This window comes from Elongatibacter sediminis, from assembly GCF_037892215.1.
GTDB classification, from domain to species: domain Bacteria; phylum Pseudomonadota; class Gammaproteobacteria; order Xanthomonadales; family SZUA-36; genus Elongatibacter; species Elongatibacter sediminis.
On record NZ_JAZHOG010000011.1, the window covers coordinates 115,605 to 139,763 of the forward strand.

At 62.5% G+C, this 24,159-nt stretch carries 17 protein-coding genes; 5 read left to right on the forward strand and 12 right to left on the reverse strand.

The window, feature by feature from the left end; translation table 11 throughout:
- Positions 1-58 precede the first annotated feature (58 nt).
- From V3330_RS15915 to V3330_RS15945, 7 genes are all read right to left on the reverse strand, one after another.
- Positions 59-1,993: an FAD-dependent oxidoreductase gene (locus V3330_RS15915; protein WP_354696433.1), complete on the reverse strand. Its 1,935-nt coding sequence runs from the start codon at positions 1,991-1,993 to the stop codon at positions 59-61.
- Positions 1,993-2,844: a hypothetical protein gene (locus tag V3330_RS15920; protein ID WP_354696434.1), complete on the reverse strand. Its 852-nt coding sequence runs from the start codon at positions 2,842-2,844 to the stop codon at positions 1,993-1,995. Before V3330_RS15920 ends, V3330_RS15915 begins: the two co-directional genes overlap by 1 nt.
- A 70-nt stretch (positions 2,845-2,914) precedes the next feature.
- A complete protein-coding gene (locus V3330_RS15925) occupies positions 2,915-3,703 on the reverse strand; it encodes a gamma-glutamyl-gamma-aminobutyrate hydrolase family protein (RefSeq protein WP_354696435.1) in 789 nt (262 codons plus the stop codon).
- A gap of 19 nt (positions 3,704-3,722) precedes the next feature.
- Positions 3,723-5,102 (reverse strand): aspartate aminotransferase family protein, encoded by a 1,380-nt coding sequence (locus V3330_RS15930; RefSeq protein ID WP_354696436.1) that lies wholly within the window; start codon positions 5,100-5,102, stop codon positions 3,723-3,725.
- 222 nt (positions 5,103-5,324) lie between these two features.
- Positions 5,325-7,568, reverse strand: a complete 2,244-nt coding sequence (locus tag V3330_RS15935) for a TonB-dependent receptor (RefSeq protein ID WP_354696437.1) — start codon at positions 7,566-7,568, stop codon at positions 5,325-5,327.
- Between the two features lie 100 nt (positions 7,569-7,668).
- On the reverse strand, positions 7,669-9,105 hold the full coding sequence (locus tag V3330_RS15940) for an amidohydrolase family protein (protein ID WP_354696438.1): 1,437 nt from the start codon (positions 9,103-9,105) through the stop codon (positions 7,669-7,671).
- A gap of 112 nt (positions 9,106-9,217) precedes the next feature.
- The gene (locus V3330_RS15945; RefSeq protein WP_354696439.1) at positions 9,218-10,798 is read right to left on the reverse strand and encodes an IPTL-CTERM sorting domain-containing protein; all 1,581 of its coding nucleotides are present in this window, start codon (positions 10,796-10,798) and stop codon (positions 9,218-9,220) included.
- Between the two features lie 336 nt (positions 10,799-11,134).
- Between V3330_RS15945 and V3330_RS15950 the strand changes: the two genes are divergently transcribed.
- Positions 11,135-13,207 (forward strand): tetratricopeptide repeat-containing sulfotransferase family protein, encoded by a 2,073-nt coding sequence (locus V3330_RS15950; protein ID WP_354696440.1) that lies wholly within the window; start codon positions 11,135-11,137, stop codon positions 13,205-13,207.
- A gap of 29 nt (positions 13,208-13,236) precedes the next feature.
- Here the strand turns inward: V3330_RS15950 and V3330_RS15955 are convergent, their stop codons facing one another.
- Complete coding sequence (locus tag V3330_RS15955) at positions 13,237-14,160, reverse strand: YncE family protein (protein WP_354696441.1); 924 nt, start codon at positions 14,158-14,160, stop codon at positions 13,237-13,239.
- 102 nt (positions 14,161-14,262) lie between these two features.
- Here V3330_RS15955 and V3330_RS15960 point away from each other — a divergent pair, with 102 nt between their 5' ends.
- Positions 14,263-16,791 carry a TonB-dependent receptor gene (locus V3330_RS15960; protein WP_354696442.1) on the forward strand — a complete coding sequence of 843 codons (2,529 nt, stop codon included), beginning with the start codon at positions 14,263-14,265 and terminating at the stop codon, positions 16,789-16,791.
- 4 nt (positions 16,792-16,795) lie between these two features.
- On the forward strand, positions 16,796-17,389 hold the full coding sequence (locus V3330_RS15965) for an aspartyl/asparaginyl beta-hydroxylase domain-containing protein (RefSeq protein WP_354696443.1): 594 nt from the start codon (positions 16,796-16,798) through the stop codon (positions 17,387-17,389).
- Between the two features lie 37 nt (positions 17,390-17,426).
- On the opposite strand, the gene V3330_RS15970 is transcribed toward V3330_RS15965, so the two are convergent.
- Entirely contained in the window at positions 17,427-19,448 is a 2,022-nt protein-coding gene (locus V3330_RS15970) for an amidohydrolase (protein WP_354696444.1), read from the reverse strand.
- A gap of 158 nt (positions 19,449-19,606) precedes the next feature.
- Here V3330_RS15970 and V3330_RS15975 point away from each other — a divergent pair, with 158 nt between their 5' ends.
- The gene (locus V3330_RS15975; protein WP_354696445.1) at positions 19,607-20,998 is read left to right on the forward strand and encodes an MATE family efflux transporter; all 1,392 of its coding nucleotides are present in this window, start codon (positions 19,607-19,609) and stop codon (positions 20,996-20,998) included.
- A 17-nt stretch (positions 20,999-21,015) separates the two neighbouring features.
- Here the strand turns inward: V3330_RS15975 and V3330_RS15980 are convergent, their stop codons facing one another.
- Genes V3330_RS15980 through V3330_RS15990 form a run of 3 tightly spaced genes read right to left on the reverse strand, consistent with a single transcriptional unit; the run spans position 21,016 to position 23,402 of the window.
- Positions 21,016-22,053, reverse strand: coding sequence for a fatty acid desaturase family protein (locus V3330_RS15980; protein ID WP_354696446.1), 1,038 nt, complete (start codon positions 22,051-22,053; stop codon positions 21,016-21,018).
- A gap of 54 nt (positions 22,054-22,107) precedes the next feature.
- The gene (locus V3330_RS15985) at positions 22,108-22,989 is read right to left on the reverse strand and encodes a methylenetetrahydrofolate reductase (RefSeq protein ID WP_354696447.1); all 882 of its coding nucleotides are present in this window, start codon (positions 22,987-22,989) and stop codon (positions 22,108-22,110) included.
- Positions 22,986-23,402, reverse strand: a complete 417-nt coding sequence (locus V3330_RS15990; RefSeq protein ID WP_354696448.1) for a winged helix-turn-helix transcriptional regulator — start codon at positions 23,400-23,402, stop codon at positions 22,986-22,988. Before V3330_RS15990 ends, V3330_RS15985 begins: the two co-directional genes overlap by 4 nt.
- A gap of 91 nt (positions 23,403-23,493) precedes the next feature.
- Here V3330_RS15990 and V3330_RS15995 point away from each other — a divergent pair, with 91 nt between their 5' ends.
- The gene (locus V3330_RS15995; RefSeq protein ID WP_354696449.1) at positions 23,494-24,117 is read left to right on the forward strand and encodes a glutathione S-transferase family protein; all 624 of its coding nucleotides are present in this window, start codon (positions 23,494-23,496) and stop codon (positions 24,115-24,117) included.
- The last annotated feature ends 42 nt before the right edge of the window (positions 24,118-24,159 follow it).

The window sequence follows — 24,159 nt, forward strand, 5'->3', positions numbered from 1 at the left end:
GCGATCAGCCGGTTAGAAGCGGTGATCGCGCGCTGGCGCGCGACCAGGCCGCGGTGAATCACTCCAGGCGTTCGCGCACGGCCCGCCAGGCCGCGTCGATGGCGCCGTTGACGTAGGCGAACGCCTCGGCATCCGAATTGGCGATGGACACGCGGCCGAACGGCTGACGCGCGGTCACGTGCGGACCGTTATAGCGGTTGAATTCCGGCGGGTCGTAAAGGTCGTTGTACTCGTAAGCGTAGCCGTGCGGCCAGCGATTCACCGTCAGCCCGACGATGTCGCGCGCGGGGTCGAATCCGCCTGCCGACAGGGCATCCGCCGCCTGTTTGCGAATGGCGCGCTCGTAATCCTCGAAACCCAGTTCCAGCATGCGCTGGCGGCCCAGCCGGTTCTGCGTCCGCGCGTCCAGCCCCTGGTGCGGCACGGTGGGCACATACACCCAGTGCACGATCATCGGGTCGGACGGCGACCGCGCGAACTCGTAATCGCCCAGGCTCACCGGGAAATCCAGCTCCATGCGGTTCATCAGCCCCCCGGGGTAACGCACGGACCGCAACCCCAGTTTGGCGAAAGCCTCCCAGTTGCGCAGCGCCATATTCGCGTACAGCAGCGGCACTTTGACCTGGGTCGCGAAGGCTTCCGCCTGGGCCGCGGGAAATTCCGGCGCGATGTGCGGCAGCATGGCGCTGTAGCCGGCGTAAATGACCTGATCCGCCGCCACGTCGCAGGCCTCGCCGTCCTTCACGTAACGAACGTTGACCTGGTTCGCGCCGTTGGAACCGCGGCCTCCGGCATGTTCCAGGTGCACCGCGGTGGCATTGAGCCGGATTTTGACCCGGTTGTCCGGCCGGTCGAGCGCGGTGTAATCGGCTGTAGCGGTCACGCTGTCGCGCATGGAGTCGCCCGGCAGCGAGCCGGGCACCAGCGAACGCACCAGCAGGCGGGCAATTCCGGCATTGCCATCCGGGAAATGGAAAATGTACGGATCGTTCTTGTCCAGGCCGTGGTGGGGGTCGTCACGTTCGAGATCCACACCCAGGCCGTCGAAACCGGGAAAACCGAGGAACAGGGCCTCGCGTGCCGATATGCCGTCGGTGCCGATACCCCAGTAGCTGCAGGTGAGCGGATTGATCAGCCGGATGATGTAGTCGGTCGCGCCGAGATGACGCCGCAGGCAGTCGTCGTAGCTGAGTGTGCGAAGGTAGGCGACTTTCTCCGCCGGGGAACGGCCGTGCAGAAAATCCTCGTTGCCCGTAAAAAGGTTCAGTAACGCCGCACGGTCATTTTCAGTGTGAGTGATTTCCCGCGCGAAGCGTTGCAGTGATTCAGCCGATTCCATCCCGCCCCCGCCATAGGCGAACGGGTGGCCACGCACCAGCCGGTCGATTCCGAAGGTGGGCTGGTCCAGCCACCATCCGGGCTGCAGGCCGAGGCGATCGTACATGCCGCGATCGAAGGCTTCGTAAAAGGCCTGCAGGTCGATGCCGATTTCATTAAGCAATCCCCGGGCCGCTTCGCTGTACGACGAGGGCGTGTCGATGGACTGGCTGCCGCCGTAGCCGATGTGACGCCGCCCCCCGATGTCGAACTCATTGCGCTTGGCGTGCCCGCCGAAATCGTCATGGTTGTCGAGCAGGAGAATACGGGCACCGGGACGCTCCCGGCGGTAGAACCAGGCCGCGGCCAGTCCGCTGATGCCGGCGCCGATGACCACCAGATCGAAGCGTCCCTCGCCGGTGTCGGTTCCGCTGGACCAGCGCCGCCCCTGGTGTACGACGCCGTGCGCCACCTCGAACGAGCCCGGATGCGCGCCGCGCAGTCCGGCCAGTGCGGGCGGATAATAACCCTTTCCGATTTCGGGCGAGCCCGGCACCGGCCCGGCGATGGATTGCGCCCACGGCGCCAGCCCGGCGCCCAGCGCCACGGCCGTACCCTGGCAGAACTGACGCCTGTCAATGGGTCGGTCGAGTCCGAGTTCCCGGTCGGAAGCCATCAGACCGCACCCTTTCCAGCCGCGGGCGCGGCCTCGCTGCCGCTGCCCTCCGGATCATTCGTCGCGCCCTTCAATTCCTCCGTTTCCTCGTGCCACTGGAAAATGTTCATTTCGATGAAGATGAAGGCCACCAGCCACAGGAAGGCATCCCAGAAATCGAGAAAATCACCCAGAACGCCCCAGTAGATCGCACAGAAAAACAGAATCGCATACAACACGCCCGCGATCCCTTTCGTGATGCGCAACCGGCGTGCGGTAAGCCGGCCTTTCAACTGCAGCAGCACTTCCAGTTCCAGCAGAACCACGATGATCAGCCAGTCACCGGCATTGATGATATCGACCAGCGCCAGGTTCTGAATGGCGCGCAGCGCTTCACCCGTGCCGATGATCTGCGTTCCGTCGATTCGCAGCAGCGCTTCGCCCTGCAGGGCCGCGCAGGCCGCCAGGTCCAGCGACGGGTACTGATCGAGGTCCTCGACCCAGGTGTAACCGGCGTCCACCAGGCCACACAGGTTTTCGACGCTGAACGGCACGGTGTGCGAGAGGTATCCGTACTTGAAGACGTAACCGTAGAAAGCCCAGAGAATAAAGGCGTAGGAAACGGTACGGACGGCCAGCAACGCCCATTTGAGTCCGCCCCGCAGTTTCTCGTCCGGAATAACGGCGGTTTCGAGTTCGAACAATAAAAGCAGCACCACCCAGGCCGCGGTGTCGATGGTGGCCGAGAACGCCTCGGTGAGCTGACCCCAGGCAATATCGGCTCCGAAAACCTCACGCGCTGAAAGGATCTCTTCCTGGAAGAACAGGTATACGTTCAAGGCCAGAAGGCAGTAAATCGTGTATTTGAACACGCGGTAGACCGTATGAGGATGGACTACCCAGGACCGCGCTGACGCTGTCTTGGTCACCGATCCGCTCGGCCTAAGCCTGGACACTTGCCGGGGGGCGCGACGCCAATCCCCGCAACCGGTAAGCGCGGCAGGCATCGCCGAACGCTTGAAAAATCGCCCTGGATACCGGATTTTCCGTCACTTTCCATTCCGGATGCCACTGCACCGCCAGGGTGAAGCCGGGCGCCTCGCGGACTCTGAACCCCTCCACCAGACCGTCCTCGGCCGTGGCTTCGACGACCAATTCCTCGCCCAGCCGCTCGATGCCCTGTGAATGCAGTGAATTCACGCGCGCCGAGTACGTTCCGGTAATCCGCGCCAGGCAGCTCCCTTCCGCGAAGTCCACGCGATGCACCGGGCCGTACTGCACGTCCAGGGGGTCGTCCGGGTTCTCCTTGTGGACGCGGTAGCCGAGAATTTCGTGCACAAACGGATGCAAGGTTCCGCCAAAGGCCACGTTGACCTCCTGGAATCCACGGCACACCGCGAGCAGGGGCATACCCACTCGCACCGCCGCGGGAATCAGGGCCAAAGCGGCGAGGTCGCGATCGGGATCGTGCCAGGTCCCCGGGCGGCTGGGGTCCCCGAGATAGTGGCGCGGCTCGACATTCGACGGACTGCCGGTCAGGAACAGGCCATCCAGCCGGTCGAGAATGTCCAGCACATCGAACCCTTCGCTCAGCGACGGCAGCGACACCGGATACGCATCAGCTCCGTCGACCACTGCACGCAGGTACTTCTCACCCACCATGTGAAACGGGTGTGGACCCACCATACGGCGGTCCGACACGAGCCCGATCAGTGGCCGGTTCCCTTGCATGTTTGCGATTGTGCTCCGCTCAGTTCTCCGCGGCAAGCGAGGCGGCCGTCCGGTCCAGGCTTTGCCAGGCCTTGTCCACGAGTTCGTCGATATGACCATGATCGGCCACCAGCGGCGGCGAGACGATCATCGTATCGCCCACGGCCCGCATCACCAGGCCACCGTCCACGCTGAGATCGCGGCAGCGGGTGCCGGCGCCGAGATCCTCGTCGAACCGCGCACGGGTCGACTTGTCACGCACGATTTCGATGGCCCCGACCATGCCCACGCTGCGCGCCTCGCCGATGATGGGATGATCGGCGAGAGCAGCCCACCTGGCGTTGAAATACGGAGCCAGGTCATCGCGCACGTACTCGATGATGTGCTCGTCCTGCATCGCCCGCAACGCGGCCAGCGCGACGGCGCAACAGGCCGGATGACCGGAGTAGGTGTAGCCGTGCGCGAACTCGCCGCCTTTGGCGGTAATCACGTCGGCCACGCGTTTGCCCACCAGGGCTCCGCCCAGCGGCAGGTAGCCGGAACTCACACCCTTGGCGAACGAAATCAGGTCCGGTCGAATGCCGAAATGTTCCGAACCGAACCAGTGCCCCAGGCGGCCAAACGCGGTGATGACCTCGTCCGCGACCAGCAAAATGCCGTATTCGTCGCAGATTCGCTGGATCTCCGGCCAGTACGTGTCGGGTGGAATGATGACACCGCCGGCGCCCTGGACCGGTTCGGCGAAAAAGGCGGCGACCTTTTCCGGACCCAGTTCGAGAATCTTCTCTTCCAGCAAGCGGGCCTGTTGCAGGCCGAATTCGTCCGGATCCAGATCCCCACCGAGTTTGAAGTGATAAGGCTGGTCGATGTGCGCGATGCCCGGAACCGTCAGTACCGTCTGCTCGTGCATCGGCCCCATGCCACCCAGGCTGGCGCCGGCGATGGTGCTGCCGTGGTAGGCATTTTTGCGCGCGATGATGGTCATGCGCTCGGGCTCGCCCATCAGGGTCCAGTAGCGGCGAATCAGGCGTATCTGGGTGTCGTTGGCTTCGGAACCGGAGCCGGTGAAGAACACGTGCTGAAAATCGCCCGGACTGAGCTCGGCCAGCAGGTCGGCGAGTTCGATGGCCGGTGGATGGGAGCACTGGAAGAAACTGTTGTAGTACGGCAGTTCCAGCAATTGCCGGTAGGCCACTTCGGCCAGGTCCCTACGGCCATAACCGAGATTGACGCACCACAAACCGGCCATGCCATCGAGGATACGGCGCCCGTCCGAATCATGGATGTAGACACCTTCGGCCCGCGTGATGATGCGGCTGCCTTTGCGGCCGAGGTCGTGAAAATCGGTAAACGGGTGCAGGTAGTGCTGCGCGTCGAGTGACTGCCAGTCGCGCGTTGCTTTTTTCGCGGTGCCGGTCATATGCGATCTCCGATGTCTGGCCGGGAATTCTACTCCCACCCGGTCGTCGCCCGTAACCCCCTTCCGGCTGCCGCAACAACAGCGCCCGGGACGGAACCCCGGCCGGGCCGCATTCCCGCGTGGGGCTGCATGCAGGCCCGCGGCAATCGCCTGCCTCGGGCCTGCACGGCGCCACTCACCCGGGTATCACCCGCGCCGGGCTTTGCCGGCGCCGGGATTCGCCTAGAACCAGCTACGAACCGTTACACCCACCGTACGCGGTTCAACCCGGATCACGGCGTCGGGATCGAAGGGCGGCCGGCGCAGCGCGCGCACCACACCGTCATCGTCGAACACATTGTTGGCGAAAACCGAGAATTCCATGTTCTTCCACATGACTCCGACACGCAGGTTGGCGACCGTGTAGTCCTCCATCTTGCGATAGTTGGTCGTGGGATCGTGATTGAACTCGGTGTGGCGATCGCCGATGTAGGCCACGTTGCCCCAGATGAAACCGTCCAGGGTGTCAGTGAGCGGACGGGTGTACTCGGCATTGGCGTTGAAAGACCACTCCGCCACGTAGGGCGCCTGGTCGCCTTCGACGGCGTTCAGGTTGGGCACGTCGTCGCTCAGTTCCGAATTGACGTAGGAGCCGCCGAATCCGAATGTCAGGGCATCGGTGACCCGGGCGTTCATTTCGAACTCCACGCCCTGGCTGATGACCTCGCCGACGTTTTCGCGGAATCCGAAGCCACAATCGAAGCTGCGGCTGGTCTGCATGTCGTCCCACTTGATGTAGAAGTAGGCGGCGTTGTACGAAACCCGGCCGTCGGCGATGGTGCCCTTGTTGCCGATTTCGAAATTCCACAGCTTGTCGGGATCAAAGAAGCGAACATCGCCACCTTCACGTTCGACCTGGTCGAGCTCGTCGGCGCAGACCGCCTCGGGAATCGCCCCGTTGATGCCACCGTACCGGAAGCCACGGGCAACCTGGGCATAGACCAGCATGTTTTCGTTGATGTCGTAGGACACGTTGAATTTCGGGTTCACGCCATCGGTCTCACCTTTCGGACGCGGATCGCTGTTGGCGCCGCCGTTGAACAAACCGGACTGGTAGAACTCGATGTCCTGTTCCCAGTTGAAGTAGCGGGCGCCAACGGTGAAGGTCCAGCGATCCAATGTGTAGTAAGCCTCACCGAACAGGGCCCAGGTTTTGACTGTCAGGTCGTCGAATCCGTAGAACAGGTGATCCGGCGGCGCGCCGAAAGCGGACGAAGGCACGCCGAGCACGGCGTCCGCACCCGGAACCGGGAAGGTGTTCAGGTACAGCGTGTCTTTCTTGTCCATGTAAGCACCGACCGTCCACTGCAAGGGCGCATCCGTGGTGGAGGCCAGGCGCACTTCCTGGGCGAACACATCCATTTCGGTGGTGTCGATGAGTTCGTGGGGCGTGATGCCCGGGGGCAGCGCAACTTCGAACAGCATGTCCAGCGAGCGCCGGTTATCGACGGTGCGGTCGAAATACGACGACGATGTAACCAGCTCGGCCCAACCGAAGTCGTAGTTCAAGGTCAGGTTGTACACGGTCATTTCATCGTCGTAACCGTCGAACGAGGTGTAGTCGCGGCTGAGGAACGGCGTGTGGTCCAGGTCTTCGGGTCGGCCGTTGTCCGAGTAGTCGTGCCGCATGATGGTCAGGTCGCCCAGAAACGCATCGCTGAACTGCGCACGGGCGGTGATTTTCACACCCTTGCTGGTGCCGTCGTTAAGGTCTTTCTCGCCGGTGGCGACATTGTCGATGTAACCGCCCTTGTCCGTGTAGTAACCGCTGGCACGAATGGCGAAACGGTCTTCGGCGATGGGCACATTGACCATGCCCTTGAAGCCCCAGGTTTCCGAGCCGTGACTGATACTGGCCAGGTTGGCCTCGACCTTGCCTTCGAATTCGTTCAGGTTGGGCTTCTTCGATACCTGGCGTATGGTGCCGGCCATGGATCCCGCACCGAACAGGGTTCCCTGCGGTCCGCGCAACACTTCCACCCGGTCCAGATCGAACAGGGCCAACTCGGGATTCATCGCACCCAGAGAGATGGGAATCTCATCCAGATAAACGCCGACGGTTTCCTGATTCTGGGTGTCATTGTCATTGCCGGCACCGTTCGCAACGCCACGAATGAATATGCGCGTGCGCCCCGGGCCATTCTGATAAGCGGTGAGGCTGGGAACCGTCGAAAGGAGATCCGTGAAATCCTGGGCGCCCAGATTGTCGATCAGATCCTCGGACACCACGTTGATGCTGATCGGAACGTCGTACATGCTCTCGGAGCGTTTACGCGCGGTGACAACAACCTCTTCCAGTTGTGCACCGGACTCCTGGGCCACGGCCGGAACGGCCAGAGCGCCAAGCGCCAGACCTGCGGCGGCCAGGGTCAGGGTCGGTAAAAGACGCGCCACACCCGCGTCGATTCGTTTCGTCTTGATATTCATGGGCACACCATGCTCCTCTCAGGGGATTTTTGCACCTGCACTAAAGTCCCGGGCGCGGAAACGAATCTGCATCCGGGGTATGAAGACTGCTTCGCACAATTCATTCAACTTCCTGGGAACTGATCAGCGGAGCCACGGGCAGTCCTTCGATAGCCACCACCTCGCCATCCTTGATGACCGTGGCGATGGAGCGGTAATGCCGCGCGTCTTCCAGCGGATCGTGGTCGAGAATGACCAGATCGGCCCGTTTGCCGGGCTCGATCGTGCCCAACTCCTGTTCCTTATGATAAGCCACCGCGATATTACGGGTCGCGGCTTGCAGAACGGCCATCGGATCCATTCCCAATTCCTCGAGTCCGACCAGGGCATTGAAATGACCCTCGCCCAGGGTCGTACGTGGATCGACTCTCACCGCCCCGATACCCGTGGCCTCGGACGCCAGTACCGGATGCGTGATGCCGGCGTCCGTTGACACCAGCAGGGTCACACCGGCAGCGATCATGCGTCGCTGGTTCTCTTTCATGTTCGCGGTGTAGCGCGGCAGCCAATGATCGGAGTCAACCGCATTCATGGCTTCGAGTCGCCTCTGCGTCACGGGAATCACCGAGCAGGGAATTCCACGCTCCGCGATTTTCGCGATGGTTTCGTCCGACAGCACGGTGTCTGCGCCGGACACGTCACAATGGGTGAGGATGTCCACACCGGCCTCGATGGCCAGGTCGAGCGATTCCGTGGTCGAAGTATGCGCCTGAACGATCAGACCGGCGCGATGGCCTTCTTCAATAATGATACGTTGCACCCGCGGCGAAAAGCTGATGAACCGCATCTCATGCAAGGCATGCCCGCTGGCGCCGTACTTCAGGAAATCCACATCCAGGGAAGTGTATTCGCGTACCGCCGCGCGTACTTTTTCGGGTTCCGCCCACAACAGATCCTGGCCGGTGCCCTGCTCCCACATCTCATCCAGACGCCTGGCGAAGGCGCGGCTGACGAATTGCGCGGCTGGCGCGTTGAAATCGGTGCTGAATATGCCGCCATAGCCAATGATGTTCCCCGCCAGATAAATCCTCGCACCCGGCACCTCACCGGCATTGATGGCATCGCGCGCACGAACCAGCGGAGCGCGAGGCCCCCAGGTATCGAATACGGTCGTGAGCCCTGTCTTCAACGCGATCTGAGCCGCTTCGATGATGATCTCGTGATAGCGCCCCTCGTACTTGATCAGGGTTTCCAGATCGCGATTCAGATAGAGGTGAAGGTTTGCGTCCATCAGGCCCGGAATCAGGTAACGTCCGGTCGCGTCGATGACCTCGGCATTCTGCGGAATCCTGACATCCGTCCTGGGTCCGGCCGCCGAGATGCGCCCATCGTCAATCACCACAACGGCGTCACGGACCGGAGCGCTTCCGGTGCCGTCTATCAGTGTGGCACCGGTAATGGCCAGATCCGCCGCCTGAGCGGGCGCCAGCAGGAAGCTCATCACCAGGCTGACCGCAAGGGTCAGAACCCTGGCCATACCCGCAGCACCGTGTTTCATCCGTCATACCTCAAAATGAAACCCCGCGGCAGTCGCCTGTCGCGGGGTTGAAAAAATGGGGTCAGAGCAGGAGCCCTGCCCGGACCCGTCACTCGGACCTCAGCTTCGTTAATCAGACAAAGCGCCGCAATCCGACGAAGCCCACACCCAGCATCAGCAGCGCCAACAGGGCCATGCCGTACTGGCTCAGGGTCGGAATGCCCTCGTAGAACACCGAGTTGGTGATGGTGCACGAGGCCCCCTGCCCGGCGCTGACCGTCAGGTCGTCACAGCCGTTGTCCACCTCGACCGCGCCGTCGAACACCGACTCGGTCACGTAGCAGTGCGAGTCCGGGTACTCCGGAATCACCTGGGCGTTGAATACCGCGGAACTGTCGCCGTAGAACGACTGGCACCAGTTGTGGTAATTGCCGATGAACTGCCCGCTCTCCTGGGTCAGCTGGACCAGGCCGCAGCCCCCGGGGCCTTTCGGACCCGGAACCGCGGGCGCCTCCACGAAATCGCCGGTGTCGACACCGTTCACGATCTCGGCATCGCACCACAAGGTCAGCCAGTAGTCCGTATCGACACCCTCCGGCCCGGTGCTGCCCTCGAACACCCACTCCTTCTCGATCACGATATCGACCGGAGCCGGCGTGTTGGTGATAGCGCAGGTGAAGTCGGAGCCATCGGCGACATCCTCGTGCGCGCAGCTCACGTCCGTGACCGTGTCGCCGTTATCGTACTCAACCTCGTAACCCGCCGGCACGGTTTCGGTGATCTCGCAATCCAGCTCGCCACCGTCGAAATCGGTGACCACGAAGACCACACCCTCTTCCTCGCTGATGGCCTTGGTCTGCTCCAGCGGCAGGCCGGTGTTGCAGGAGATGGTCACGTCGACTTCGCCGGGATTGTCGTCGCTGAAGTCCTTGGTGACCTCGAAGGTCGCCCGCGTCGACGCGCTTGCTCCCGGAACGAACGCCAATCCGGCGTCCAGGTTCTGACCGACATCCAGGCCGGTATCGCCAATGACGCTGGTCGCGCCATTGGCGGGGTTTACGCTGTAGAGGATGCCGTCTTCGTCGATGACATAAATCGTCTGCGTGCCCGGATCGTAGGCCATGCCGATGTCATCGGCGTCGGGAATGCCGGTGGCGCCGATCGTCGACCAGGAATTACCCGCCACGTCGAAGCGGATCAGGTTCTCGTCCTCGTTGACGCCGTAGACGTAGTTGTTGACGGGGTCGGCGGCCAGACCCTCGAGATCATTGCTACTCACGAACGGCGGAGAGGGAAGCAATGTCGCGCTGCCGTTCGTCGGATTGATTTCACAGAAATCGCCTCCATCCGATCCGTACAGTTTCCCGGTCGTTGTGTTGTACGCCAGGCCGCGATCGCAGTTTTCACCGAGACTGCCCACAGAGGAATCACCCGAACCATTGCGATTGATCTCGGTCAGAGTATCCTCGTTGTCCACGCCGAAGAGCAGCACGCTGCCGTCCGGCCCCGGTGCCAGGCCTTCCACGTCACCGCTGTGCGATCCGGACACGCCGATCTGCGTGACTTCCGCCGTGCTGGTGTTGACCGTATAGAGTTCGTCGGAACCCTCGTCAGTCGCGAGATACAGGATACCCTGCGCTTGCGCAGCCGTGGCGGCCAGCAGCAGCGGCGCGGCCAACACTGTGGAGAGGATTCCAGAAACATTTCTTGTCATGATGATCCTTCTTTTGCACCGGTGCGCCACATTGAAAGTCCTGCGGCATTGATCCGATTTGCGAATTGATGGTGCGGTCCGTCGAAAAGTCGAAGCGGACGGCTTTCTCGGCGGCGGCATTATCCAGCATGAACGGTATGCAAGACAAGCGGCCAGCATCATTGACAACGGGCCGGTCACCAGCATTTTGGCCGGTAGCGTTGAAGTTCTTCAGGGTTGTTCGCGGGACCACCAGGGGATAGCCGCCCCCCCCGCGGACAGTGCGGGTACCCGACCCGGGACCAGAACCCCTTTCGATTTGCAGCCGGAAAATCAGTCGTCCATTAGAATGAGCGCGTGAATCGCACCTACGCCACCAAGAGCACCCTGTTCGAGGCCGTCGAACTGATCAACAACGGTCAGATCGATCAGGCCGAGACCCTGTGCCGGGCGGCCGTCCGGCGCAACGAGCGAGATGTGAACATGACCGCCCTGCTGGGCGCGACCCTGTTCAAGGCGCGCCGGATTGACGAAGCGGAGCACTGGCTGCGCCATACCATCGAACTCGCGCCGAATTTCGCCAAGCCATGGACAGACCTGGGCCAGTTGCTGCTGACCACGCAGCGCCCCGCTGAAGCCGTGGAAGCCCTGGAAAAAGCGGTCGGGCTGGACGCGTCAGACGCGGATGCGTGGTTTCACCTCGGCAAGGCGCGCGCCCTGACCGGACGCGGTCCGGAGGCAGACCAGGCCTTCGAGCGCTCGTTCGAACTGGATCCCGAACGCAAGGCGCTGGCCCACGCGGCCGAGCACCAGCAACAGGGCCGTCTGGGCGAGGCGGAAAAAATCTACCGCGACCTGCTGCGCCATAACCCCGACAACGTCAACGCCCTGCGGCTGCTGGGGACGCTGGCCGCCCACGCCGGCCGCATGGGCGAGGCCGAACGCCTGTTCCGCCGTGCCATCGCCCGTGCGCCGGACTTCTTCGAAGCCCGCCTGGATCTCGGACGCATCCTCAAGGAACAGCAACGGCTGGAAGAGGCGATCGAGCATATTGAAAAGGCCACCCGGCTCGAGCCCACCCATCACCAGGCCTGGTTTCTGCTCGCATCCACGCTGGCGCCAGCCGCCCGCACCGAAGACTCGGTAAGGGCATACCGGCGGGTCATCGACCTGCGCCCCCGCCACGCCGGCGCGTGGCTCGGGCTGGGCCATACCCTCAAGACACTGGGAAGCCAGCAGGAGGCCATCGCGGCCTACCGTGAATGCATCCGCCTCAAGCCAGGCCAGGGTGAAACCTACTGGAGTCTGGCCAACCTGAAGACCTATCGGCTGACGGACGAAGACATTCAGGACATGGAGTTTCAACTGGCCCGCAATGCCGTCGGAGGCGAATCGGAAAACCGCCCTGCCGTTGACCGGGATGACCGGCAGGATGAGCCACCCGGAACCCAGTCGCGGGTCAATTTCCTGTTTGCGCTGGCCAAGGCCTGGGAGGACCGGGGCGATTACGAACGAGCCTGGACCTGCTACCGCGAGGGCAACGAGACCCAGCGCATGGCAGAAAACTATGACCCGGTACGCACCGAAGTGCTCAACGACGAAATCATTTCCGTGTTCGACGCGGAGTTTCTCCAGGACCAGGGTGGACACGGTCACCCCGCGCCGGACCCGATTTTCATCGTTGGCCTGCCGCGCTCCGGCTCAACCCTGCTGGAACAGATCCTGGCCAGCCACAGCGAGGTCGAAGGGACCGCAGAACTGCCGTACATCGGCATCGTCGCCAACGGGGTCGGAACCGGGCGCGCGGATGGCCTCAACTACCCCCGGGCGATCCGCGACATCGACCGGGAGCAACTTCGCCAGCTGGGCCAGCAGTACCTGGACCGGGCGCGCATTCACCGCACCGAATCACGACCGCGCTTCATCGACAAGATGCCCAACAATTTCCCGGCCATCGGGCTGCTGCACCTGATTCTGCCCAATGCGAAAATCATCGACGCGCGCCGCTATCCCCTGGACTCCTGCCTGTCATGTTACCGGCAACTGTTCGCCCGTGGCCAGAGTTTTACCTACGACCTCACCGACATCGGCGAATATTTCCTGCAATACCAGCGCATGATGGATTACTGGCATGAAGTCCTGCCCGGGCGCGTTCTGACGGTGCAGTACGAAGACCTCGTCACAGACTTCGAAAGCCAGGTGAACCGGCTGTTGGACTACTGCGAACTACCCCGCGAGGATGGACCCTACCGATTCTGGGAAACAGACCGCCCGGTGCGCACAGCCAGCTCGGAACAGGTGCGCCAGCCGATTTATTCCGGATCGATCCACCGCTGGCGCCGCTACCGGCACCACCTCGATGAATTGATGGAAGTGTTGGAGCCGGCGCTACCGCGCTACGCCCGATACGAGTCCATCAACCGCGACTGAACCGGCTCCTGGCCATGCGGCCGCCTGACTCAGTCCGGCACGTCGAAGGGCCAGGCCGTCATGCCGTGCGCCGCGTGGCGGATATCGGTATCCAGGTTGATCCGCTGCGTGGTCGCCATCGATGCGACGTCGTGTACGCAGACGGTCAGCGGTGAGGAGGCGGCGGCGAAGCGGTCGGCATCGAGCACGCACAGGCCGCGCGCGAAGCCCTGGCGGGCCACGTGTTCACTGCAATCGTCGTGGCTCAAGGCTTCCGCCGGATAGTGTGGCGTCCTGAACACGCGATTTCGTTCCGGCGTGAGAAAACGCGCCGCATCGTTCAGGCTGTCATTGAACAACACGCCGTCGCGCCACGGACGCACGTCGCGAGCCCCTTCCGGCAGGGTCACCAGCCGCTTGATCCGCTGGCCGTCGAATCGCAGCAGGCCCCGGGTTCGCAACCCCGCGATGAACATTCCCCGCGGATCGCAAAACAGGCTGGACAGGTGCAGCCTGTTGCCGGGCGAGGGACCCAGTGATCCGGAAGGATCGAACGGCGCTGCCCGCAGACCGGCCTCGTCCTCGATCAGGTGCAGTCCCCACACGAACCGGCCCGTCGCCAGATCCAGTGCGAGCACGGCATCGTAAGCCGCCGAAGCCACGTACAGCCGCCCATCGAATACCGCCATGCCTTGTGCGTGCTTGAGGTAGGGCGAGCAGTGGGTTTCATGCAAGGTAAAATCCGGCGCGAATTGCAGCACCGAGTCACTCGAGGCGACAAACACCCGATCGCCTTCGACCACGATGCCGCGTAAACCACGATCGCCGCCGTAGCCACCCCAGTCGATCGCGGGCCGGGACCAGTCAACCACGTGTGCTGCCCGTCCGTGTTCCAGGTCGAGCAGGTAAATAGCGCCGTGAGGCTCGCCCCGCGTCACACCCCGCCGAACCGTGGTCAAGGCAAGTACCGTCATCCAGCCACCCGCTGTCCAATCCGTGACAAGTTGAAAAGTTGTGGCATTATACGAGGCGGCACAACCGAGCACTGAATCCGACCAGAACGGAGCGTCTCGCACATGAAAAACGTCTACGAAGTTCTGAACCCGAAGTCCCGCAACGCACTCAGTACGGCGATCTCCGCCATCTGCGCCGGTGTTCCAGCCGGGCAGGTGTTCGCCCAGCAGGGCGACGAGGCCGGAGCACTCGAGGAAGTCATCGTTACCGCCACCAAGCGGGGCGCGTTGAACCTGCAGGACGTGCCGCTTTCGATCACCGCTTTCACCAGCGAAAACATTCGCCTGCAGGGCTTCAAGAATCTCGACGACTACTTCGGGCAGATTCCCAGCCTGACCTTCGGACGGGTGGAGCCCGGCGGCACCAACGTCATCATGCGCGGCTGCGCCATTTCCGGTTTTGCTTTCGGCGACAACCCGACCACCGGCGTGTACCTCGACGAGCAACCGATCACCGCCGCGGGTTTCAACCCGGACCCCCGCCTGGTCGACATCGAACGGGTGGAGGCCCTGGCCGGCCCGCAGGGCACGACCTTTGGTGACGCGTCGCAGTGCGGCACGCTGCGCATCATCACCAACAAGCCGGTACTGGGCGAGAACAGCGCCTGGGTCGATCTGACCGGCACGTCGGTGCAACACGGCGAAATGGGCTACGACGCCAGCGCCATGCTGAACGCGGCCATCGGCGAAAACGCCGCGTTCCGGCTGGTCGGTTTCAGCGCCCATGAGGCCGGATACGTGGACAACGTGCTCAGCGACAGCCCGCGGGGAACCTTCAACAATGCCGCCTATGCCGACGACGACGTCAACAGCAGCGATGTCTATGGCGCCCGCGCCGCCATCCGCTGGGAAATCGGCGACAACTGGCTGATCGACATCCAGGGCATTTACCAGAAAACCGAGCAGGACGGTTTCGGCGACGCCGACATCAACGAGCGCTACTGGGCCAACCGCGGCCTGGACGACTGGGAGCAGATCCGGTTCTGGGACGAAACCTTTGACGACGAATGGTACCAATTGGCACTGACCGCTGAAGGCGATCTCGGCTGGGCGGTCGTCACCGCCACGGGCTCTTACTTCAGCCGCGAAACCAGGGAAGTCACGGATGCGACGACCTATCTGCAGAGCTTTCAGGAGTTCAGCGACTACCTGCAGAGTGCCTATGCCTATTACGACATCACCATCTACGACTGGGGCGGTGATCCGCAGGCCTGGATCAACAGCCCGACCGATGCGGACCGCGAAACCTTCGAAGTTCGCCTGGCGACTACGGACGAACTCTCCAGCCGCTGGTCTCTGCTGGTAGGGGCTTTTTACAACAAGACCGAGTCACCCAAGACGGCGTTCAAATCCACCGTCCTCGGCCAGGGCGCCAACTGCACTGATTACTATGCCGCGGCTCCCGGCTGCAGCGGAGCCTTCACCTACCTGAGCTACCTTCACTACTACTACTTCGGGACATTCAGCAAACCTTCCGACAATTGGTGGACGGGCATTTACGAGAATGAACTGAAATCCACCGCCGTTTTTGGCGAAGCCACGTTCGATCTCACGGACAACTTCTCCATCACGCTGGGCGGGCGCTGGTACGACATCGATACCGACCGCACCCTGGTACAGGGGGCGCTGATCGATCCGCTGGACAACATCGCACCCGACTGCGGCACCGAAGCCAGCCGCGCGGCCTGGCAGGTGGATGGCATTCCGCAGGATGTGGCCGACCTGTGCTTCACAGACGTTCGGGCCGAATCCTCCGAGTCGGGTTTCGTACCCAAGCTCAATGCCACCTGGCGCTGGTCGGATCAGAACATGGTGTATTTCACCTACTCTGAAGGTTTCCGCCGCGGCGGCGGCAACGGCGGACGGCGCGGATCCATCTTCGCCGCCGACGGTCCGTTCGGCAGCTATGAGTCCGACGAACTGAGCAACTATGAAATCGGATCCAAGAACACCTTCCTGGACGGCCGCCTGCAGTTGAACGCCACTTTCTATCACATGATCTGGGACAAGATTCAGATCCAGACCGAAGACCCGCAACCCGCGTTCTTCGCGGTCGGCATCCTTAATTTCCCGGAAGCCGAGATCAACGGCATCGAGGCGAACTTCAATTTCGCGGCATCGCGCAACTTCACACTCAGCGGCACCCTCGGGTACAACGATGCCGAACTGTCCGAAGACGCCACCGTGTTTCCCGGCACCGACTCCGAGCGCACGGCACCCGAAGGCACCCGTCTGCCGCTGATGCCGGAGTGGAAGTACAGCCTCACCGGCCGCTACGACTTCAACGGTTCGTTGTGGAACGCCAGCCCCTACCTGCTGGGCACGTGGTCCCATAACGGCGATTCGCTCAACTCGCTCGCCGGCATCCAGGTGAGCATCAACCAGGCCGGAGTTCGCAAAACGCCGTCCTACGACATCGTCAATCTCCGGTTTGGCCTGGAGGGCGACTCCTGGAGCGCGGCATTTTTCGTTGACAATCTGTTCGACGAGTACGGGCGATTGTTCTTCAGCGAACGGTACACGCAGACCCGCGCCACGGTATTGCCGCCACGGACGTACGGCATCACCTTCCGCAAGAACTTCGACTGGTGAGCGGTTGGATATCGGCGAACTGATCCGGCCACTGGGGCCGGTCGATATGGAAGGCCTGCGCGAAGCCATTCTCGCGCAGGACGAGGCCGCCTGGCGTGAAGAGGAATACCGGCAGCAGGAATACGACGTCCATCGTCAAACCGAATCCATCGTGCTGGTGTTCACCAACCTGGACGTCTGGCCGGAAATCGAGATCCACAAGGAACCCGGCTGGAACCGCCTCGCCGAAGCGGCAATTCCGGTGATGCACGGCATCATCGACCGGTATTACCCCAGGGGTGGCGCCATCATCCGCGCCATGGCGGCCAAATTGCTGGCCGGCGGAAAGATTGCCCCACACGTGGACACGCACCCCTCGTTCCACCGCGGCCACCGCATCCACGTTCCGATCACCACCAATTCACGCGTGCGGTTCATGATCGACGGCCGCCCTCACCGATTGCGGGTGGGCGAGGCCTATGAAATCAACAACCAGATGAACCACAGCGTGATGAACAAGGGCTCTGAAGACCGCATCACGTTTATTTTCGACTACATGCCACCGGACGAAATCAATCGGGTAATCGAGAACGCCGGCCGCCAACGCGCCCCGGTCTGAGACACGCTGCGCCGATCGGGGTCCCGGTTCGCCCCGCTTATTGGCGGCGGTAGATCACCTCGCCCTCGAACACCGTCAGGTCCACCCGGGTCTCCGCGATATCCATGGCGTCACCAGACTGGTACAGGTCCACGATGTTGCGGTCCAGAATCGCCAGATCAGCCTTCTTGCCCGGTTCGATCGAACCGGTTTCGGCCTCCTGTTTCAGCGCCCGTGCGCCGTTGATGGTGTAGGCAGCGATCATGTGATCGATGTCTACCGCCTCGGCGGCGTTCAGGACGTTGCCATCGAGGCCCTGTCGGGTCACGCCCACGGCCATGTTCACGAATGGCCGCGGAGAACGGTCATCCACCGGGGCGTCACTGCCGGCCGCGGTCACGGCGCCCGCTTCGGCCATGCTGCGCACCGGGTAACTGTTACGCATCCAGTAGCTGTCCGGATCGTAAATGCCGTCCGGACCGGTAACGTCCCCGAGAAACGGCATCACCGTCATATCGTACGCCGGAACGGTCAGCATCCACGCATAGGTCCAGGCGAGATAGAGCCCCATTTCACCGATGCGTCGCTGATCGTCGGGATGTACCAGTTGGAGATGCGCCATGGTATGTCGGGCCGGGTTGCTGCCGTCCGCGGGTACCACCTGCTGCAAGGCGTCCGCCGCCGCGCGCACGGCGCGGTCGCCGATGGCGTGAATGTGAATGGTGAAGCCCGCCTCGTCCAGCCGCCGAACGTAAGCATTGATGAACGGTTCCGGGTCGGCCATAACGCCGTAGGAGATCGCGCACTGACCGGGATGAAACCCATGCTCGGCCCGGAAGGCATCACGCGCGGCCTTGCTTTCGAAACGTTCTGCGCTGGCCCGGACTTCCTCGCAAACCGGACTGGCGGTATCGACGTAGCCCCGGACCCGGACTTCGCCGGCTTCGGGGTCATACTCGAACAGCGGTTGCCGGTAGGCTTCGATCGTGGCGGCATTGGGCAAGGTGGGCGGGGTGGCGTACGGATTTCCCTCCAGCACGCCGTCGGCGAATATTTTCACCGCCGAAGGGTCGATCAGGGTCGTGGTAAATGCTTCGCGAGCCGCTCCGACGTCCTCCAGCATCTGGTCGATGTCGATCGAACCGGTCAAGGGATCCTGGTAGTCCATCGGCTCGACCCGATTGGCCACCTGAACCCGGAAACGCATGTCACCCGCCTCCTCGAACGCTTTCAGATACGGCAGAAAAACCGGATCCAGCGCCGCGTCCTGCACCGAGGTAATACCGTTACGAGCCAGTTCCTCACCAATTTGCGGCAGCAGCGCCGCCAGCTTTTCCGGATCCCGGCGCGGCCCCGAACCGACGACATTGCGGGCGTGCTCATTCAACTCGCCGTTGGGCTCGCCATCGTCGTTCACGCCAACGAGGTCGAGCAGGTCTTTGAAGGGGCCGGCCAGGGTCTCGGCGCTGAGCCCGACAACATTCCCCTGCTCGTCCCGCGCCAGCGCCAGGGCCGCGCTGTTCACCGCACCGTGATGCCCGTCGTTGCCCCAGAGAATGATGGGGTGTTCGGTGGACACGGCATCCAGAGCGGTGCGCAAGTCGGGCAGTGCCTCCGACACCTGGTTGCCTTCCGAGAAATTCCACATATCCACGGCCAGCCATTCACCGGGAGCCAGATCGTATCGCCGGATGCATTCATCCAGGTACGGCACCATGTCCTCCAGGCTCATCGCCTCGCTGCGCAAGGAACACACATCGGGCTCGACGATGCCGAACACGTGCATGTGAATATCGTGCAGGCCGGGAAGAACCATGCGGCCCGCGAGGTCGATGACTTCGGTTTCCTCGCCGCGATAAGGCGCGACCGCCTCATCGTCACCCACCGCCACGATCAGCCCGTCGCGCACCGCCAGGGCCTGTTCGACATTGCGCCCATCGTCAACCGTATAGATGTAGCCATTGACCAGCAGCAGGTCCGCCGCCTCGACCGCTCCGGCGGCATCCGGAGATTGTTGGCCGGCATCGCACCCGGAAAGCAACACAAGCACCAGGCCAACCGCCAGGAAACGTGAATTCATGCTCGCAGCTCCGTTCTACCAGGGACCGGGCCATGGTACCCCAGCACAACGACCGGCACATGTACCGTCAGGTCCGATACCGCACAATCTGGTTTAGACTGACGGCGGCCCGGACATTGTCCGGTTCACAGGCGGAACTCAAAGCGGAACAACTGGGAATGACGGACCTGACCACAGGCCCGGTCGGCGGCCATCTGCGCCGCCAGGCGGCGGCTTTCTCGCTTGGCCTGGTGGCGATTTTTTCTTTCGAAGCCGTCGACCTCTACTTCATCTCGCGCCTGGGCGATGCGCCGCTGGCGGCGGTCGCGTTCACCTTTCCCGTGATCTGGCTCGTTTACGGCATCGGCATCGGTTTCGAAGCGGGAACTGCTTCCGTCGTTTCGCGAGCCATTGGCCGCAAGGACGGCGGACGTGCTCGCCGCCTGACCACCGACAGCACCGTCCTGGCCACTGCCGTGCTTGGCATCATCGGCCTCGTCGGGCTGGGCACCATCGATCCGGTGTTCCGCCTGCTCGGCGCCACCGATGATCTGATGCTGATTATCCGCGACTACATGGGGGTCTGGTACTGGCTGGCGCCCATGGATGCCTGCCTGTGGACCTGCCTGGCATCGTTACGCGCGCGCGGCCGTGCTGATGTCGAGGCACGAATCATTACAACCACGGCCATACTGAACCTCATTCTCGATCCGATTTTCATTTTCGGACTGTTCGGCTTCCCCCAGCTCGAAGTCATGGGAGCGGCCCTGGCGACCCTGGTTTCCACCGCCACCATGCTGGGTGTATCCATGTGGATTCTGGCCGCACGCATGCAGGTGTTCGCCAATCCATTCGTGCCCCTGGCGCAAATGATCGAGTCGTGGAGGCACATGTTGACCATCGGCCTGCCGGCCGTACTCACCAATACCATCATCCCGTTCTCCAGCGCCATAGTCGTATCGATGATTGCCGCTTACGGCGTTGATGCGGTCGCCGGGTTCGGTGTCGCCGCCCGCATCGAACCGTTCGCGTTACTGGTCTTTTATTCGCTTTCCGCAGTCGCCAGTCCGTTTTTCGGACAGAACTTCAGTGCGGACCAGCATGGACGTCTGTTCGAAGCGCGCCGGCTGATCACCGGGTTCTGTCTGGGTTACGGACTCTTGCTGGCCATCGTGATGGCACTGCTCGCACGACCGATTACGGGACTGTTCAGCGACTCCGAAACCATTCGCCAGGTTGCCGTTCACTACATCTGGCTCGTCGCCTGGGGATACGGCGCACACGGGCTGGTGATGTCGGTCAACGCGGCCTTCAATGGCACCGGGCGGCCTTTGCCGGGCGTGGTGATTTCCGTGAGCCGGGTGATCGTGCTGTTCCTGCCGCTGGCATTTCTGGGGCGATGGCTGATCGGGCTGGAAGGCATATTCGCGGCCACCACGATCTGCAACGTGCTGCTGGCCGTTCTTGGCTGGCACTGGCTCGGCCGCCACATTGCATCCCACGCCCACTACCCGCAGGCAGAAGCCACGGCGAGCCCTCCGGCAGGTGGCGATCGCCAGGCGCCGCCGTAGCGGCCGCGGCCCGCCCCTCAAAAGGAGGTCAGGAAGCTGACGCCGTTACCACCGTAATTGCGCGCCTGCCGGCAGGCGCGGAGATAGTCCGACCCCGTCGCGCCCTGCAGGTCATCCAGCGGCCCACCCTCGTGGAGGATGCGGCAAACCCGGAATCGATGATACATCCGCAACTGGGCTGTGAACGGAATGAAGCGCGCGGGATCATCGCCAAAGCGCTCGCGATCGAAAGCCGGCAGCCGGTACCACGGCACGGTGGGCCGCGCGTGATGGGCATTGTGAAAGCCAAAATTCAACACCAGCCAGTTGAGTTTTTCGAATCTCAGCGAAACAGGACAACTGAATGTGTGCTCCTGTTCGCGCTCGCGGCCACCGAACCGGGAGGGCGGATTGTTGACGAACAAAGTGGGGTTCGGACCGTAATCGTGATGAGTACTGTCCATCAGGCGCAGCACGTGAATCATCACCAGGTATGCCGCCAGATAGCCCAGCGCGACTTTCGGCTGAAACCACAGAATGCAGCAGAACACGGTGCCCCGAACCAGGATGATGACGACATTGCGCAGCCGCTGATCACGCCGCCGCGGAATCACGAACGAGGTGAACACCGTGATGGAATGCATGATCAGTTCGTGCGCAGGTACATACAGCCACTCGAGCCAGCGCGTGACCCGATAGATCAGGGGATGCCGGCGAAAGAACGGTTCGTAAAGCCACCACACGGCATCGTCGTTGTCCATGTGGTGCCGAAAATGTTTGTGGCGGATATCCTCGAAGGTGCCGTAACAGGTACCGGTCACCCAGTTCAGAAAACGGCCCAGGCGGGCATTGGCGCGGTTGGAGCGAAACACGGTGTTGTGGCCGCATTCGTGAATCATGTAGGCGGCGATCACCATGCCATGCCCCCACAGCACGATTGCGCCCAGGTTGACCCACCACAGATCCGAAAGCAGCCCGGCGATGCCGAGTGCGTAGGCGGTCAGGGCGTAGAGCACGGCGCCGCCGTGATACCAAAGCCCTTCGCGTTCATGAAAAATGCGAGCGTTCGCCACCATGCCGAACCCGTATCTGACCCATTCCGCCTCACGCCCCGGGGCGGAGGCTCCAGCTTACCCCAGATGACTTCTGGCCGCCCGCACCGTCTCCGCGATCAGGTCGGGCCTTCCCGGCGCCGTGAGATTGACCCCGGAGATACCGGGTATTTCCGCCAACTGCAGGATTTTTTCCAGCGCGATCGCAACCCCCTCCCGCTCGGGTTCGACCGCATCCGCCATACGCCGGACGATCTGGCCGGCCATGGCGCTGCCGTGCAGGGCCAACTGCAGCCTTTTTGCCGTTTCCACATCCGGCAGGACCGCGATTCCGGCCAGCACGGCGCACCGCCAGGGCAGACGCGCGTCGACCAGGTGCATCATGTATCGCCGCAGTGACTTCAGGTTGAAGCAGATCTGCATCTGCACGAAGTCGGCGCCGGCTTCCACCCGCTCCAGAAGAGACTTCGGCTTCCAGCCCTTGCGTGGAGCGAACACCGTTGCGGCCGTGCCCACGTGAAACCCGCTCACGCCGGGCACCGATTCGTCTTCGCCAAGTTGGCGCGCGATGGTGACAAGGTCCGTGCCGCTCAGCTCCAGCACCTGGCGAGTCGGTGGACGATAGGAGTCGGGCAAGACCTCGCCCCGGGTCAGCAACACGCTCTGCACACCCAGCACGCCCAGGCCCAGCAAATCGTTCTCGAGAGCGATTCGGTTGCGGTCACGGCCGGTCAGGTGAACAACCGGGTCCACGCCTTCCGCCAGCAGCAAGGCGGCCGCCGCGGTCACCGACATCTGCAGACGCCCGTCGTGACTGTCAGGCACCTGCACGGCATCGACCACCGGGGCCAACTGGCGGGCCTGGTGCCGCACTTCGGCCGCACCGGTGCCACGGCCCAGGTCCAGATCAGCGGACATGACGAAGGTTTTTCGCCCCAGGGCTTCGCGCAAGGTTTTCACGCACCCTCCCCGCGACCGAACCGCCGTCGCACCTCGACGAAGAAACCGGCCCGGTCGTCACGAAGTCGTTCGACCACGTCTGGCGTCACGCCCGTATCGGGATCGTAACGGGCGCTCCACAAAACCATTTCAACGATCACGGGCAGCAGATCCAACGCCTTTTCGGTCGGGCGATAGATGTAACGGCGCCGGTTATCCGCGTCGCGCTCCTTGGACAGCAGACCCTGACGGGCGAGTCGTTTGAGCCGATCCGCCAGGATATTGGTGGAAATTCCCTCGCCCGATTCGAGGAATTCCTCATAGTGGCGTTTACCGTGCAACAGGATGTCGCGCAGCACCAGCAGACTCCAGCGATCTCCTATCGCGTCCAGCGCAAAGGCCAGCGGGCAGTCCGAGCGTCGTTGGGGAGCCATGCCGGCAGTCTAGGTTCACTACTTGCATTTAGCAAGCTAACGACCTATGCTCAATTTACTTGCATAATGAAAGCAAAGGAGATCCTCCCCGATGTACCGATTGCACGGATTCTTCACACAGAACACCCTGAAACCCCTGTACGTGCTCGAGGCACTAGAGGTGGATTACGAGTTCCGCTTCGTCAACCTGTTCGAGCGCGAAAATTTCAGCGAGGAATTCAAGCGCATGACACCGGTAGGCAAGGTTCCGGTACTGGAACACGACGGTGAATTCCTGTTCGAATCCGGCGCGATCTGCCGCTATGTCGCCAATGTCGAGAATTCGCCGCTCTACCCGCAGGACAAACTGCAGCGTGCGCGCGTGGATCAGTGGATGGACTTCTTCACCTGCCATGCCGGACACTGGCTGTCGATGCTCTATTTCGAGCGCGTGATCAAACCCAGGGCAGGCATCGGCGAGCCCAATGCCGATCAATGCGCCAAGGCCGAGAAATTCGCCAGCGAGCAACTCGCCGTGGTTGATTCCTGGCTCGGCGAGCACGGCCATCTCGCCAACGGACAATTCAGCATTGCCGACCTGTTCGCCTTCGCCTATCTCGAACAGGCGCCACAGGTGGACTTTTCGCTCGACGGTCTGACCCATCTGCAGTCCTGGTACGCCAAACTGGATTCGTCCGCCGCGGTGCAACGCGCACGCGAACGGGTCAAACAGTAGGCTCGGCCCGCCTCGCTCCCCGCCCGTCCGCGCGAGGGGCGG

Excerpts from the sequence above, each read along its gene's own strand:
- V3330_RS15915 (WP_354696433.1), bottom strand. The coding sequence starts at position 1,993 with ATGGCTTCCGACCGGGAACTCGGACTCGACCGACCCATTGACAGGCGT.
- V3330_RS15925 (WP_354696435.1), bottom strand. The coding sequence starts at position 3,703 with ATGCAAGGGAACCGGCCACTGATCGGGCTCGTGTCGGACCGCCGTATG.
- V3330_RS15930 (WP_354696436.1), bottom strand. The coding sequence starts at position 5,102 with ATGACCGGCACCGCGAAAAAAGCAACGCGCGACTGGCAGTCACTCGAC.
- V3330_RS15935 (WP_354696437.1), bottom strand. The coding sequence starts at position 7,568 with ATGAATATCAAGACGAAACGAATCGACGCGGGTGTGGCGCGTCTTTTA.
- V3330_RS15940 (WP_354696438.1), bottom strand. The coding sequence starts at position 9,105 with ATGAAACACGGTGCTGCGGGTATGGCCAGGGTTCTGACCCTTGCGGTC.
- V3330_RS15945 (WP_354696439.1), bottom strand. The coding sequence starts at position 10,798 with ATGACAAGAAATGTTTCTGGAATCCTCTCCACAGTGTTGGCCGCGCCG.
- V3330_RS15955 (WP_354696441.1), bottom strand. The coding sequence starts at position 14,160 with ATGACGGTACTTGCCTTGACCACGGTTCGGCGGGGTGTGACGCGGGGC.
- V3330_RS15960 (WP_354696442.1), top strand. The coding sequence starts at position 14,263 with ATGAAAAACGTCTACGAAGTTCTGAACCCGAAGTCCCGCAACGCACTC.
- V3330_RS15970 (WP_354696444.1), bottom strand. The coding sequence starts at position 19,448 with ATGAATTCACGTTTCCTGGCGGTTGGCCTGGTGCTTGTGTTGCTTTCC.
- V3330_RS15975 (WP_354696445.1), top strand. The coding sequence starts at position 19,607 with ATGACGGACCTGACCACAGGCCCGGTCGGCGGCCATCTGCGCCGCCAG.
- V3330_RS15980 (WP_354696446.1), bottom strand. The coding sequence starts at position 22,053 with ATGGTGGCGAACGCTCGCATTTTTCATGAACGCGAAGGGCTTTGGTAT.
- V3330_RS15990 (WP_354696448.1), bottom strand. The coding sequence starts at position 23,402 with ATGGCTCCCCAACGACGCTCGGACTGCCCGCTGGCCTTTGCGCTGGAC.
- V3330_RS15995 (WP_354696449.1), top strand. The coding sequence starts at position 23,494 with ATGTACCGATTGCACGGATTCTTCACACAGAACACCCTGAAACCCCTG.